At 45.3% G+C, this 14,165-nt stretch carries 18 protein-coding genes; 5 read left to right on the top strand and 13 right to left on the bottom strand.

Annotated features, from left to right (window positions below; genetic code table 11):
- The first annotated feature begins 15 nt into the window (after positions 1–15).
- The 3 genes from ACTHSP_RS00350 to ACTHSP_RS00360 all read left to right on the top strand — a co-directional run bounded on the left by ACTHSP_RS00350 (position 16) and on the right by ACTHSP_RS00360 (position 2,486).
- Positions 16–948, top strand: coding sequence for an AEC family transporter (locus ACTHSP_RS00350; RefSeq protein WP_049351365.1), 933 nt, complete (start codon positions 16–18; stop codon positions 946–948).
- Between the two features lie 182 nt (positions 949–1,130).
- Positions 1,131–1,604 (top strand): iron-sulfur cluster repair protein DnrN, encoded by a 474-nt coding sequence (gene dnrN / locus ACTHSP_RS00355; protein ID WP_049351364.1) that lies wholly within the window; start codon positions 1,131–1,133, stop codon positions 1,602–1,604.
- A gap of 447 nt (positions 1,605–2,051) precedes the next feature.
- Positions 2,052–2,486, top strand: a complete 435-nt coding sequence (locus ACTHSP_RS00360; protein ID WP_318250567.1) for a hypothetical protein — start codon at positions 2,052–2,054, stop codon at positions 2,484–2,486.
- A gap of 41 nt (positions 2,487–2,527) precedes the next feature.
- On the opposite strand, the gene ACTHSP_RS00365 is transcribed toward ACTHSP_RS00360, so the two are convergent.
- Complete coding sequence (locus tag ACTHSP_RS00365; RefSeq protein WP_440345394.1) at positions 2,528–3,514, bottom strand: tRNA dihydrouridine synthase; 987 nt, start codon at positions 3,512–3,514, stop codon at positions 2,528–2,530.
- A 135-nt stretch (positions 3,515–3,649) separates the two neighbouring features.
- Between ACTHSP_RS00365 and ACTHSP_RS00370 the strand changes: the two genes are divergently transcribed.
- The gene (locus ACTHSP_RS00370; protein WP_440345395.1) at positions 3,650–4,837 is read left to right on the top strand and encodes a site-specific integrase; all 1,188 of its coding nucleotides are present in this window, start codon (positions 3,650–3,652) and stop codon (positions 4,835–4,837) included.
- Positions 4,838–4,942: 105 nt separating this feature from the next.
- Here ACTHSP_RS00370 and ACTHSP_RS00375 read toward each other — a convergent pair whose 3' ends face one another.
- The 11 genes from ACTHSP_RS00375 to ACTHSP_RS00425 all read right to left on the bottom strand — a co-directional run bounded on the left by ACTHSP_RS00375 (position 4,943) and on the right by ACTHSP_RS00425 (position 10,417).
- Positions 4,943–5,626 carry a DUF7168 domain-containing protein gene (locus tag ACTHSP_RS00375; protein ID WP_440345396.1) on the bottom strand — a complete coding sequence of 228 codons (684 nt, stop codon included), beginning with the start codon at positions 5,624–5,626 and terminating at the stop codon, positions 4,943–4,945.
- Positions 5,627–5,693: 67 nt separating this feature from the next.
- Positions 5,694–5,957, bottom strand: coding sequence for a pyocin activator PrtN family protein (locus tag ACTHSP_RS00380; protein WP_440345397.1), 264 nt, complete (start codon positions 5,955–5,957; stop codon positions 5,694–5,696).
- Complete coding sequence (locus tag ACTHSP_RS00385) at positions 5,932–6,264, bottom strand: hypothetical protein (protein ID WP_440345398.1); 333 nt, start codon at positions 6,262–6,264, stop codon at positions 5,932–5,934. The genes ACTHSP_RS00380 and ACTHSP_RS00385 overlap by 26 nt, the downstream gene beginning before the upstream one ends.
- Complete coding sequence (locus ACTHSP_RS00390) at positions 6,261–6,434, bottom strand: hypothetical protein (protein ID WP_440345399.1); 174 nt, start codon at positions 6,432–6,434, stop codon at positions 6,261–6,263. Before ACTHSP_RS00390 ends, ACTHSP_RS00385 begins: the two co-directional genes overlap by 4 nt.
- Before the next feature lie 2 nt (positions 6,435–6,436).
- Complete coding sequence (locus ACTHSP_RS00395; protein ID WP_440345400.1) at positions 6,437–6,649, bottom strand: hypothetical protein; 213 nt, start codon at positions 6,647–6,649, stop codon at positions 6,437–6,439.
- A gap of 138 nt (positions 6,650–6,787) precedes the next feature.
- Positions 6,788–7,369 carry a hypothetical protein gene (locus ACTHSP_RS00400; RefSeq protein ID WP_440345401.1) on the bottom strand — a complete coding sequence of 194 codons (582 nt, stop codon included), beginning with the start codon at positions 7,367–7,369 and terminating at the stop codon, positions 6,788–6,790.
- 111 nt (positions 7,370–7,480) lie between these two features.
- A complete protein-coding gene (locus tag ACTHSP_RS00405) occupies positions 7,481–7,672 on the bottom strand; it encodes a hypothetical protein (protein ID WP_108699991.1) in 192 nt (63 codons plus the stop codon).
- Positions 7,673–7,723: 51 nt separating this feature from the next.
- Positions 7,724–8,581, bottom strand: coding sequence for a DUF2303 family protein (locus ACTHSP_RS00410; RefSeq protein ID WP_440345402.1), 858 nt, complete (start codon positions 8,579–8,581; stop codon positions 7,724–7,726).
- A 57-nt stretch (positions 8,582–8,638) separates the two neighbouring features.
- Positions 8,639–8,998 (bottom strand): hypothetical protein, encoded by a 360-nt coding sequence (locus ACTHSP_RS00415; RefSeq protein ID WP_440345403.1) that lies wholly within the window; start codon positions 8,996–8,998, stop codon positions 8,639–8,641.
- Between the two features lie 171 nt (positions 8,999–9,169).
- On the bottom strand, positions 9,170–9,439 hold the full coding sequence (locus ACTHSP_RS00420) for a hypothetical protein (RefSeq protein ID WP_440345404.1): 270 nt from the start codon (positions 9,437–9,439) through the stop codon (positions 9,170–9,172).
- Positions 9,440–9,775: 336 nt separating this feature from the next.
- Complete coding sequence (locus ACTHSP_RS00425; protein ID WP_440345405.1) at positions 9,776–10,417, bottom strand: S24 family peptidase; 642 nt, start codon at positions 10,415–10,417, stop codon at positions 9,776–9,778.
- A gap of 455 nt (positions 10,418–10,872) precedes the next feature.
- Here ACTHSP_RS00425 and ACTHSP_RS00430 point away from each other — a divergent pair, with 455 nt between their 5' ends.
- Positions 10,873–13,719: a DUF5906 domain-containing protein gene (locus ACTHSP_RS00430; protein WP_440345406.1), complete on the top strand. Its 2,847-nt coding sequence runs from the start codon at positions 10,873–10,875 to the stop codon at positions 13,717–13,719.
- Positions 13,720–13,748: 29 nt separating this feature from the next.
- Here ACTHSP_RS00430 and ACTHSP_RS00435 read toward each other — a convergent pair whose 3' ends face one another.
- Positions 13,749–13,895 carry a hypothetical protein gene (locus ACTHSP_RS00435; protein WP_440345407.1) on the bottom strand — a complete coding sequence of 49 codons (147 nt, stop codon included), beginning with the start codon at positions 13,893–13,895 and terminating at the stop codon, positions 13,749–13,751.
- Between the last annotated feature and the right edge of the window lie 270 nt (positions 13,896–14,165).

The raw sequence follows: 14,165 nt of genomic DNA on the forward strand, positions 1-14,165 counted from the left end.
GTCGCTTTTTTTATTATGGAAACCTCTTTCCTGCTTGCCGGAAAAATTACCGAGCTGACGCTGATTGTTTTGATGGGTGTGGCCTTGGTGAAGGCCGGGCTGTTGAAATCGGAAAACAGCTACACGCTCTCTGTTATCGCACTTTATCTGATCAGCCCGTCCGTCATGATTCATGCTTTTCAGATGGACAATACGCCGCAGATTATTGAAGGGCTGAAGCTTTCCGTCATGCTGGCAGTGTTTTTCCATGTGGTGTTGATTGTTTTGGGCAGGTTGTTTAAGCACTTGTTCAAACTCGATGCGCTTGAACACGCGGCGACGGTGTACAGTAATTCGGGCAACCTGATTATCCCTTTGGTGATGTCGGTCTTTGGTGCGGAATGGGTGATTTACACCAGCGGTTTTATCATGGTGCAGACGTTTTTGTTTTGGACGCATCTGCGCCTGTTGATTTGCGGCCGCGGCAATGTGGCTTGGAAAACCATTTTCACCAATATCAACATCTTATCCATGCTGGTCGGGCTGCTGATGTTTACCTTTCAAATCAAGCTGCCGCATATTGTCGATAATACTTTGGCGACGGTAGGCGGCATGATTGGCCCGGTTGCCATGTTGGTGGCGGGCATGCTTTTGGCTTCTTTGCCGCTGCGCTCGATTATGTGGACGCCGAGGCTGTATCTTGTTGCTTTTTTAAGGTTGATTTTGATTCCGATATTATTGCTTTTTGCCGTTAAAGTCTGCGGTTTTGCCCATCATAATGCGCATGCGGATACGGTTGTTTTAATCAGCTTTTTGGCAACGACTTCGCCTGCCGCCTCGACAGTTACCCAAATGGCGGTTGTTTACGGTAAAAATGCCCAAAAAGCCAGCGCGATTTATGGGCTGACAACCTTGCTTTGTGTGGTAACCATGCCGGTGATGATTGCATTATATCGTTGGATTATTTAAGAAAAGGGCAGGCCGTCTGAAACGTTGGCATTATGTTTCAGACGGCCTGTTTGTTATTTTAAATTTGAAAATAACTTTTATTATCAATTAATTAAACAATTAAAAAACTATACAAAGATGATAGCTGCGTGTATCCTTACGCCTAACATTCATCCAATATAAATCTTTAAAGGAACACAGCCATGACTGACTTTACCCTTTGGGAAACCGCGCCTTTCAATTCTACGATTGACCATATCCTGCAACGTTATCACAACGTTCACCGCGCCCAGTTTGAAGAGTTGGTACCACTGGCGCAAAAAGTGGCGCAGGTTCATGCCGACACTTTCCCTGCCGAAGTGACCGATTTGTTGGCCTATATGCAAAACGAGCTGTTGATGCACATGATGAAAGAGGAACGCATGTTGTTCCCGATGATTAATCAGGGCGTGGGCCGTGGCGCGGCAATGCCCATCAGCGTGATGATGCACGAGCATGAAGAACACGACCAAGCCATTGCACGTCTGGAAGAGTTGACCAATAATTTTGAGCTTCCAGAAGGCGCTTGTGGCAGCTGGACCCGTTTGTACACATTGGCCAAAGAGATGGTGGATGATTTGAAAGACCATATCCACTTGGAAAATGAGATTTTCTTCCCTCGCGTTTTGGCTTCTTAAAATTTGAGGTTAATCAAGGCCGTCTGAAAGTTCAGACGGCCTGTTCTTTAATCCCTTGCTAAGTTAGTACAATAGTTCTAAAATTTTAATAAAGAAATAAAATTGGGCAGTAAAGGCACACATCCGTTCTTTTGTTTACTTAAGAAGGAGTTTATGAATGAAACATTCTAAAGTTTTACTATCGGGTATTCTGTTTGCTGCTGTGACTGCGTGCGCCCAAACGACGGGCGGTGACTGGAGCGCCCTGCAGGATACGAAAACAGGTGTGCAGTAGCGGCCTTATTATGAATTTGGCAATGTACTTCAGAAGATTTCTTTTAAGCAAACCGGCAATCCGGAAAATGGTCTGAAAAAGCCTGTCTTGACTGTGTATCGTCAGGGCAAGCTGTTGGGCGAAGCATATAATTTGGGAGCCTCTCATGGCAGCCCCTTGTTGCAACCCTGTTTTTGGTAAACGGCAAGTCATTAAATATCAATGACGACGATGATAGAAAACTGTTGGCGGCTGCTAAGAGAATCGATTTTTACGATTTCGGACGTAGTCGGATCGGCCATGCAGTCTTTACCGCGCCTAACGGCATCTGTCAGGATATGAAACACGGCAAAGGCGTTTCCTACAAGCTGGTTACCAACTATATTGATTTTCCGGATTATCCTTCGCCTGAAAATATCTTGATTATTACTGCGCAAGGCAAATATGAGCAAGACGGCTTCATGTTGGATTCTACCGAGTCAAGGGTGACCAGTGCCAATAAAGAATTTGCCAGAAAATATGGCGAAGCCCTGAAATCTAAGAATGGCCCTGAGACCAGACAGGTAAACATGGCTAATGCAGCCAGTGCGGAAAAAGGCAGATTGTTGGCTGATTATGTATGTAGGTGATGAAATCAAAGGCCGTCTGAAATTCAGACGGCCTTTTTTAATCATGAATGCATCTCTTGTTCAAACGACAGCAGAATCTGTTTCACTTTATCCGCTTCTTTGATGGCGCGGATGCGGTCAAACAATACCTGCGCCTGTTCAAACTCTTTTTTCATCATGCCCAGCCATTGTTTCAAACGGGCAACTGGATATTTGTTGTTGGCTTCTTTGGCAAGGCACAAGTCGAAAAATTGGACTATCCATGAAGAGACTTCGGCAAAGTCGGTGTCTTTCACTGTTTCGCCGTTTTCATATTGCTTGATTTGCCGCGCCAAGTCGGGACGGATGACCGCGCCGCGTCCGAGCATCACGCTGTTGCAGCCGCTGACGGTTTTAATATCGAGATAGTCTTGAAGGTTGAACACATCGCCGTTGGCGGTAACGGGAATACTGACTGCATCGCGGATTTTGCGCACCCATTCCCAATGTGCCGGCGGTTCGTAGCCTTCGACTTTGGTGCGTGCATGGACGGTTAACGCGCATGCGCCGCCGTTTTCAATCGCGGAAGCGCATTCCAATGCCAGACTTTTGTCTTCATAACCGAGCCGCATCTTAGCAGTCAACGGAATGTGTTGTGGCAGGCGTTGGCGCAGGGTGTGGACGATGTGGTAAATCAAGTCCGGTTCTTTGAGCAAGATCGCACCGCCTTTGTGTTTATTGACCGTCGGCGCGGGGCAGCCGAAGTTGAGGTCGATTTTGTCGGCACCGAAACGCACGGCTTCCAAAGCGTTGACGGCCATGTTTTCCGCATCGCTGCCCAAAAGCTGGACAGTACAGGGCGTGCCGGCCGGCGTGCGGTTAGCATGGGTGATTTCGGGAACATATTTAAGCCAAGTGGCGCGTGAGTGGACCGTGTGCGTAATGCGGACAAATTCGCTGACGCATTCGTCAAATCCGCCAATACGCGTCAACAGGTCGCGCATCACATCATCCACCAGCCCCTGCATGGGAGCTAGTATCAATCTAGTATTTTCTTTTAAATTAGTCATTTATCTGTTTTGTAATAATTTTTATAAAATTCTCTTTTGTATTTTATCTGTTTTTATCCGCTTATTTTGTGCTTTATCTGTTCTTTTGTTGTACCATACTTGCACCATTAAATATTTATTCTGCATGGTGCAAAAATGGCTACTATAACTAAAAGGACAAATCCGTCGGGGGCTGTTGTTTACAGGGCGCAGGTGCGTGTGAAAAGGGAGGGGTATCCTCCGTATTCCGAAAGCCGGACTTTTTCTAAAAAATCGCTTGCGACTGAGTGGGCAAAGCGGCGTGAATTTGAGATTGAGACAAATCCTGACCTACTTTTTAACGATGGCAAGCGTGAATTATGCCCTACGCTCAGGGAGGCTGCAAAGCGGTATGTTGACGAAGTTCAGACGAATTACAGCGAAACGAAGCTTGGGGTTATCAATTTTATTTTAAATTTTGATATAGCCAATAAGCGGCTGGATAGGTTAACGCGTGCTGATTACTCTGCTTTTGCCTTTGCCCGGCAGAAGGGTTGCCCTGAGCTTGGTATTAAGCCGGTGGTTGCCTCTACGATCAACGGCGATTTGCAGTATATGCGCTCAATTATTAAGCACGCGCATTTCGTTTGGGGGCTTGATGTATCATGGGCTGAGCTTGATGTCGCGATGGAAGGTTTACGCAGGGCGCGTGTCATCGGTAAGGCACGCCGGCGTGACCGTCTGCCTAATAATGATGAGCTTTTGAAATTAACGGTTTATTTCTTGAGGGCATGGCGGCGTGTGGTCGTGAATCCGAAACGCCTGCCGATGCACTTAATTATGTGGTTTGCGATTTATTCCTGCCGCCGTCTTGATGAGATTGCCCGATTGCGTTGGTCTGATTTTGATGAGACAAACCGTCTTTGGCTTGTGCGAGATTTGAAAAATCCAAGAGGGAGCAAGGGTAACGACAAGGCTTTTATGGTATCGGATGAGGCAATGGCTGTGATTAATTTGATGCGCTCCCCTGAGATTGCGCGGCAAATGAATGTGCAGAATGGCGATTTGTTGCTTGGTGGTTATAAGGGCAGGAGTGTCGGCTCTTTGTGGCAGCGTGCGTGTCGTGAGTTGAAGATTGATGATCTGCGGTTTCATGATTTGCGTCATGAGGGGGCAACAAGATTGGCTGAAAAGGGTTTGTCGATTCCGGTGATGCAGCAGTTCACGCTCCATGGGGATTGGGAGAGTATGAGGCGATATACCAATCTTCGGGCAAGGCCGCCGGTGTTAGAGATGATGGAAGCTCTGCAAGAGGCGGATGAGATAATTAGGGCTGAGCAGCCTGACCGTTCTTTTTTCGCATGAAAGGAAAGGCCGTCTGAAATTCAGACGGCCTTTATTGGGCATATATTAAGAATTAAAAATGGAACTTGCCACGGTCTCCGAGCCATTCGGTAATTTCTTTTTGATTCATTTTTGCTCTACAATTTTTTGCACGCCGTCCGTACCATTCATGGCATGGTGTAACTGCACTTGCTTACCCGATTCCATTCCATGAGTTAATGCCTCATATTCCATTGTTGACCCTTGCAGAATTGATGATTTCGCATCTCTTGTTCTCGCTTCGGTCATATACGGATATTCTTTCTTTTTGTATCCGTCCATAATGGCTTTCTCTTCGTCAGACATCTCAAATTTTTTGACTGTCTCATAAGCACCCAAAATCCAACCGCCGCAAAATTGGTCGGCAAGATAGGTTCTGTGCGCGGGCTTTCTTGCTCGGCAGGTTTTCAAAAATTTGCGGCGGTCGGCGGAAATCTGACGATAAACTACATCAAAGGCATAGGCTGAGATTTCTGCTCGATTTCCGATGCCGTAGAACATCATCGTCTTCCCGCGTTGGTAAGATTGGCACCCGAATATATCGGCAATCATATTTGCAACGCCCCATTGCCAGTCTGCCAATTTAAAAGCCATTTTTCGATCAGCTTTCTGTTCGGAGACTTGTGATAAGGCAATATCCACAGCATTGACTTCATACTTTTCCATTAATGCCTGAGCCTGCCTTAATGCCTGAGCGGCTTCATGTTCATTTGCCGACTTACTCAAGGCCAAACATTTCTTGATTTTGTCTAATGCTTTCTCTTTATCCATATTAAATCATTTTAAATCAATATCTTATATTTTCAATAAGGCAAAAAAATATAGATTGGTTGGTATTTTAATTTCGTACTCTTGCCCATTCGTCTTTTGCCTTGCTTTCGATTCGGTCTAGCCACTCAGCCAGGGCTGATACGCTTACGAACTTGGGGCTTTTTTTGTTTCCATCTGCTGAGATTACCGGCCATGGCAAGCTTTGCGCATTTGCTTTCCGGCGTGCTACTTCGGGGCTGAGGTTTAAATATTCTTTTGCCACTGTTTCAAGTGGAATGTGAGTATTGCCGTGTATCAGCATTAATCTAGTTTCTGTTGGCATTTTTGACATTTCTGTTTTCCTCGTTTGGCATATCAGATAAGTGCATTTCAAGCTCAGCCTGCTCATCTACCCATTTTTTAAATTCTGCCCATGTTTTAAACTTTTTAAGTTGGCCTTTCATTCTGTTGAGTTTGGCTGAGAGATAAAATAAAAACATCAAGCCTGTGATGAAAGTCCAAAATACCGAATCTGCCCAATGGCTAATATATAAGCAAAATCCAAGCATTAGACCTGAGAAAACGTCTTTAATTATGCTTTCGGTCAAGCTCTCGCTTGCGTTGTATGCAATAATGTTTTTGTCTCTGATTTCAATCATTTTGTTTCTCCAAAGTTCTCTTTTAATTTTCGATACAAATCCTTCGCGTGGTCGATGCTCATAAAAATGTCATCTTGCCCGATAATAATATCCACGAATCCTTGTTCTTGGTTGACTGCGATTTGAACTGGTACGCTGTCAGTCCATTGTGATAAGTCGATATTTGCCATTTTTAATTTCCTTTGCTTTTGTTGGTTCTGATGTATTCGGCTTTCTCTGTTGCCTCTTCGAATGTTTTATATTCTGCGATGGTTTTCGCTTTTCGTTTAAAGTGGCCGTTTATTGACCAGTGTTTTTTGTCATAAAAAGTGTCGACATATTCGACAATAATCCATGTGTTTTTTGGGCTTCGTTTAACGGCAATATTTGGATGTTGGCGGCTCATGTCTTTCTCCTTGCTAGTGCGGCCAGTGTCCGCCGTGCCAGTCGTCATTGTTTTTGGTTGTTTGCATTTTTATGTAGTAGATGATTGAGCAGGCGATTAATCCTGCTGAAAAACAAATTAATAAAAGTGCTAAATATTTCATTGTGTTGCCTCCAGTCTTTTTTTTCTGCGTTGGCGGTGTGCTTCTTGGTTTAGGATTGGCTCTGATTCTTTCAGTGCGGCAATGTAATGTTGCCAGCTTGCAATTTTGAGGAGCCATTTGAAATCTGATATTGACTGCTCAATGTGTTTGATCTCATCTCCAGTCAAAATAAATTTATTGGTTTTCTTTTCGCGCGTTGCAATCCCCTCTAAAACGTCTGTTGTGCTGTCGATCGCGATGTCGAGTAGAATAGACAACCGAAGTTTGAATTGCATATGGTCGTCAGAATTATCGAAATTGACTTTGGCGCGTTTCATCACTTCGAGTAGGGCAACATACAAGTAATGGCATTCGCACATTTGGAAGAAAATTTGGCCTGTTGCTTTTCCGGATTTGACTAGGTCAAGAAAATTTGTGTATCCGGTCAAAACGGCATTGACTGTTTCTTCCGATAGTGGTCTGTTGCTTGTTGCGTGTGCTACGAGCTGTATTGGGTTGACGTGTGATTGCCGGGCGGTATCAATTAAGTACAGACGTTTTTTGCAATATTTTTTCCGTGGGCGTTTGTTGGTTGCCATGGTTTTATTTCCGTGGTGTGCCGTCTATCCATTTACGGAATCGGATCCCGGTGATGCGTTCGACGGCGATTTGTACGATGATTAGGACTAAGATTAATATTGCCGGCATGGTTATTTCTGGTCTGTTGGTTCGAGAACGAGACCGCCTCCGATTAGTTCGGGATTTTTATCAAAATCGATAAAACCGCAGCCTTCCTGTGGGCATTCGATGTTGACGGTAATTGTTTCTTTGGCTGTCGCTTTGCCTGTCATGTAGCCTGCTGTTGCTATTAATATGGCAATTAAGATGTAGCGGATTTTCATTTTTTACCCTTTGTGTGGCCGTCTGAATATTCAGACGGCCTTTGGTTTTGTTTAGTCTGGTCGTCCGAAGTAAATATCTACATCGGCGAGGGATTTTTGAATTTCTTCGGCAATGTCTTGCGCTGCCTGCTCGATGACTGCGTCAATTTGTTGCAGTTCGTACCATAAGTGCAATGCGCCGGTATTCTTCTCAATGCGGAATTTCAACAACGCTTCGACAAAATATGGCTCGCCGCCTTGATATGGCGTGAAGCTAATGCCAAAACGCTCGAACATCTTCAAGTTTTTCTCAGTGGCGGCATCGTCTTTGCTTGTGAATGTGAAATTGATGCGGCCATCTTGTTCGCGGTAGCCTTGCTTGAATGTTGTGGTTTCGGTGTATTCAAGATTCAGCGCGAAATCTAAAACTTCGGCGGCTGTTGGATACGCTGCGTCTGGCTTTGACGGATTCTGAGAAACGATATTTCGGGCATTGTTGGTCAGAAAATGTGCAAATTCTGCTTGGTTCATTTTCTCAACATTGTTTTTGAGCCAGTTTTCTGCTGATGTTGTCTGAACCGGACGGAAAAATGCAACAAAATCGCCCCAGTCTGCTTGTACGGCTGTGTGACCGTTAATGATTGCGATGATGTTGATTTTTCCTGCTTTGTAGTCGGCATCGATAAAAATCTGCGTACCTTCCTGTTTGTGTTTTGTGACAAACTTGATGAGGCTTTTTGCGTCGTGAAATTCTGGTTGGCCTTTTTTATGCAAAGGCTTATCAAGCAGGGTTTCGTCTTTTGCATAGGCCCAATCAGTATCGTTACCGCAAGGATTGGCGATGATAGGCATGCCATTTGGAGCGGTGATGATGAAAGGCTTCTGAGCGGCTTTCATTGCGGTTTGAATCATGTTTTCTTGAATTTCCATTTTGGATTCCTTTAATGTTGATGCGGGTTATTCCGCGGGTTCTAGGTTTGCTGATTGTTAAGAGGTTTTGACCATTTTCAGCGATGAAGCGGGTTCTTCGACGGATTTCAGTTGCAGGTTGCCTTGCGCCGGATCGTCGGCTTGAATGTTGCCGTCAGGTGTAGCGAATACGATGCCGCCTTCGCGTTTTTCTTTTGGCAGTTTGGTTGTCACGTCGTGAGCAATTTTTACTGTTCCATGGCTGATGTTCTGCGGCGTGATTTTCAGTTTCACCGTCACTTCGGCTTGCTTGCCGTGAGCAAGGCAGGCGCGGACGGCTTCGGACATTGCCTCGCCGAGTTCTCGGTCTAACCATCCGCCGTTTACGGTCGGAATTTGTTTAGATGCGGCAACAAATTTCTTTTCTTTGGTTTCCATTTTTTGATTTCCTTTCAGTCAAAAATCAGGGTTGATACGATCAACAGCGCGGAAACGGCGATGTTGGCGGTGATTAAAATGGTTGTGGCTGTAATCATGGTTTCGATTTGGTTTTTTTGGCCGTCTTAGTTTGATTCAGACGGCCTTTGGTTTATAAGTTGTATGAGCTATTCAGGCTGTCAATTCGGAATTGAGCGTGTTCAAGCGCGATTTTCTCTGCTTCTTCTTTTGACATTTTGAAGTCTTTAATGAGGTGGGCAACTTGATTGTCGAAAGAGGTTTGATGTGTTTTTTAACTCGGTCAAGTTCTGTTTTGCACGCTTCCTCAGTTTCTTCAACAAAAAATCCCGTTGCGACCATGACTTGTTTTCTTGGAGTTGCCGGTTTCAGTTTCCGGAGCATTTGAGACAAGTGTTGTCTGATTGATTTCTTGGTTTCCATCGGTTGCCCTTTCGTAGGTTGTTTGTTTCGATGGGTGTAGTTTAGTAAACACTTAATTTGCAGTCAAGTAAAAAGTTTATTGTTTATTCAATAAATATTAAATTATCTGATTTTTAAGGGAATTTAATTTGCAAAAAAAAACGCCTAACAGAGATTGGTGATAGGCGGTTTCGGATGTATAGGTGAAAAAAACCGCCCAGTGGGCGGTTTTTTCTTTGTTTTTGTGCCTTATATCTCCGCCCTGAAGGACGGAGTTTTACGGCACTTGGTACTGATAAATCAGTTGTTCAAGTATTTTAAATCCATAGTCTTCTGCCGGTAACAGTCTTTTTTCTGCTACATCTCTTCGAGCTTCCACGCGCCTTTAATTTTGCCGCAGATTTTAAGCTGTTCAAGGTCGTGTTTCTCTACAGTTTCGGTTTCGTAGCGTTTGTTGTCGCTTAGGATTTTGACGCCGCCGGTAACGGTACGTTGCAGGCGTTTGGCACGCAGGCCGTCGGAGACGTGAATGAGGTACACGCCGTCTTCCACCATTTCAGTAACGGCGGTATCGACAAATATAATATCGCCTTCATCAATAGTTCCGGCCATACTGTCGCCGCGTGCGGTGATGATTTTGATGTGGGACAGGTTTCCTCCGAATTTGTCTTTGGCCCACAGGCGCGATACGTTGACGTAATCGACGACTTCCGCGGGCAAGTTTTCAGTACCATTGCCGCATGCCGCTTCGATGTTGAGGCGTTCAAAGCGGATTTGATGATCGTCATCTGAACCAATCGGGCTGTTTGGCGTGGAGTCCAAATAATATGATCCCATGCCGTAGTCTTCTTCCAATCGTCTGCTGACTTTTTCGCCAAAAGATGCTTTGCCACTCATCAATTGGGACAAAAGGCTTTTGTCTTTTGTCGGTAGGGTTTTGTCTTCAAAGAATTTTTTTAAATTCTCAATCCGTATTTCTTTTAATTCTGACTTATTCATAGCTATCTCCCAGCAGTAATATTCATATTCTATTTAGTTCCTACTAAACAAACAAATAATAAATATGTTTGCTTTTATGTTTAATGACTGATAAACTTGTTTAATGTTTGAAAATGGAGCAGATATGACTCACGCTGAATTTATTAAAACGCTTTCGACTAAGCGTGGAGCAAGGTCGGAATATGCCCAAAAGTTGGGTTTGTCTCTGTCGTTTTTGTGGCAAATCGAAAACCGAAGGGCGGTAACACCGAAGCGGTGTTATGAAAATGTAATTTTGCTTACCAATGGTCGGGTTTCTGTATCCGACCTGATTTCAGAAACGAGATCATAGTCTTGGTACGGATTTCTAATTTTCCCCCCATTACCGATTAACACGCGATTGGTAATTTAGCCTGCCCTCTCAAGGGGGGGGGCAGGCCTTTTTTACGCCTAAAAAACGTAAAGGATGACTGAAAATGAATAAAAAATATGCAACAAAAGCCGAAATTAATGCCGCCGCTCATGGCCGGTGGCGTGAGGTTTTGGAGGCTTGCGGGATTCCTTCTGAGATTTTGGACAAAAATCATCATCCATGCCCGTCCTGTGGCGGCACTGACCGATTCAGATTTACGGATGGCAGCGGCTCAAGTCGTGGTAGCGGTGTTTGGATTTGTAACCAGTGCAAGCCCGAAGGCGGTAGCCCGTTTGATTTGCTGATGGATGTGTGCGGATACAGTTTTAACGAGGCTAGAGACAAGGTTGCCTCCTTGCTTGGTTTGGCGCATGGGGACTTGGTAGATAAGGTTCCGAAACCGTTGCCTCCTCCTGCTCCGGTAAAAGAAGAAGAGCGCGATTTGTGGAGGCCCATCGTTCCTGTGCCGGAATATGCGTTGAAATCCATGACCTTTAGAAATGGATTTAGAAAATCAGATGACCTTATTTTTAAATCTGTTTTCCGCGATAGCTCCGGCGCGGTTTTGGGCGGCGTTGCCCGATTTAAAAAATCAGACGGCGGAAAAATCGATCTACCTTATACGTTTTGTGAGCATAAGAAAACAGGCGAGAAGATGTGGCGTTGGCGTTGTTGGGATGATCCGCGGCCGTTGTACGGTCTTGATTCTTTAGCTGCTGACCCATCATTACCGGTTTTGGTTGTTGAGGGCGAGAAATGCAAGACTGCGGCAGATGCCCAGGGTTATAACTATGTCGTCCTGACATGGCATGGCGGTTGCAATAACTGGGACAAGTCGGATTGGTCGGCGGTCGTTGATCGTGATGTCGTCTTGTGGCCGGATTGCGATTCGCTACGCCAAAAGCTGACGAAAAAAGAGCGTGATGCCGGCGTTGACCCTGAGTCTAAGCCATTCCTGCCACGCAATGAGCAGGGCGGAATGAAGGCGATGTTGGGTATTGCTGAGGTGCTGACAAAGCAAAATTGCCGCGTTTGGCTGGTCAACATTCCTGCTCCGGGGAGATGGCCTCATGGTTTCGATATTGCGGATGCGATTGCTGATGGCGGGCGCGTTGTCAATCCGTCCGAAGTTTTGAGCAAAATGGGCGCGGCGGATTGGCTGGTTGAGTATGTGCCGGAAGCGGAAAGGCCGTCTGAAAACTTTCCCACACCCATTCAGGATATGGAGCCGGAATCCGAGACGTTGCCTGAATCTCTTGAAGCAACAGGCGGTCAAGGGGGTGCGGGGGATATGGATGACGAATTTTTGTCCAAATTGCAAAAGCTGAAATCAGAATTTGGGCTTGTTGAGGGTAAGGACCACGGCGTGAACAGGAAAACTGGGGTTACATATACCCGAAAAGCCATGACTGTCCATTTCGGCAAAGGCGTTGTCGATGCTTGGTATGAATGGGGCCGTGCGCCGGTGCTGACTATGTACGAAATCAACCGTCTGAAAAAAGACTATGCGTTGATTCAGGCGGTCAAGGATGATGACACGCAGGGGATGATGGAACGTTTCATCTATCTTGATGGATCAGCATCGATTTGGGACAACAAACTATGGCGCGTTGTCCCTGAAAAGGCGGCCCGGCTGTCAATGACGCCTGACGGTTTTAAAATTTGGGTCAATAGTCCGAGCCGTATTGTAAAACGGTTCGACCGATTGGTCTTTGAGCCGGGTCGAGTGTTGTCTGACGACTATATCAATATCTTTCGAGGCATGCCGATTGAGCCGAAATTCCCGACTCCAAAAGAGGATATGCCCAAAAAAAACTACGAATTGTATAGATTGTTTCCCGAAATCAAGCCTATTTTGAATCTGATTAATCATTTGTGTAACGGAGACTACCAACAGGTCGAATATTTGTTGAATTGGCTGGCGTATCCGTTGCAAAACGTGGGCGCAAAGATGACGACCGCTGTTGTCATGCACGGTCATATTCATGGCGCGGGTAAATCGTTTTTCTTCGAGGAAATCGTCAAACCAATGTACGGCGAATACGGCGCAACATATGGTCAAGAAGATTTAGAAAGCAATTACACGGCAAACCGCTCCGGCAAGATGTTTGGTATTTTTGAGGAGGTTTACACGAATCAGCAAAAATACAATAAGACAGGCAGCCAAAAGCACATGATTACCGGCAAGACGATGCGCGTCGAGCGGAAATTTCAGGATGCCTACGAAGAGGCGAACCATATGAATTGCGTGTTTTTGAGTAATGAATCGCAGCCTTTCAAAATTGAAGAAAACGACCGCCGTTATTTCGTTGTATGGCCTGAGAAAAAGTTGGACAAAAAATTGCGCGATGAAGTTTTAGACTGTATCGGAAATGATGGCGTCCGCCTGTTTTACAGTTTCCTGTTGTGTTGGAATTTTTATCTGACTTACGGGCAACAGGAAGCAGAAAACGAAAAAGGATACAAAGTAATCAAACTTGAAGAGCCTGTAAGATTCGATCCAAACACGCCGCCGCCGATGACTGCCGCGAAACAAAACGTCATTTCCTATGGCCGATATGCTTGGCAGACCTTTTATTCGGAGTGGGCTGGCGGTGGTATTAAAGACCTGCCGTTTTGCTGCTGCATTACAGACGACCTTTGGTTGGTTTACAAAGAGTGGTGCAGGCAAAACGGCGAGCGAGAAATGGGCAAAACCAAGTTTCTGCAACATATTGCTGAAAAGATGCCGCGGGCGCGGCGCTGGTGGCGGACGAAAAATAAAGATGGCGACGTATCGTGTCAAAACTGGATTTTTAAGCCGGCTGGCTGGCAAGCGGCGGACGGATTGCCGGAAATGGATGCCCTGGGCAATGAGGTTTTACGATTCCGCAGCGCTGGTTGGAGGTATCGCGGCGGTGAAGAAGTTTGACGATTGAGTCTGACATATGTATGATATTTTCAAAACGCGCGCGGCGGAGTTGTCGGGCGCGTTTTGTAGTTTGGATTTTTGGTTGTGCCATAAATTTGTGCCATTGTGCCATGCTCTGTGCCATATTTTAAATCGCTGAAAGCCTTATGGGGCATGGCTTTGTGCCATTGTTCCATAAATTTCAGCGATTTTTGCTTTACGCGAGAAAAAATTTATAGGTTTTCAAAATATGACACGGTGTATATATACCGTGTCATATTTTTTTGTGGCTGGATAATTTTTTTTCTTATGCGAGATTTTATAAAAAATTTATGGAACAATGGCACAAAGCCATGCCCCATAAGGCTTTCAGCGATTTAAAATATGGCACAGAGCATGGCACAATGGCACAAATTTATGGCACAGAGCTATGTGTCTGGCAGATTTGTATAAATAAAAGGCCGTCT

Source organism: Neisseria sp. P0001.S005 (assembly GCF_051963715.1).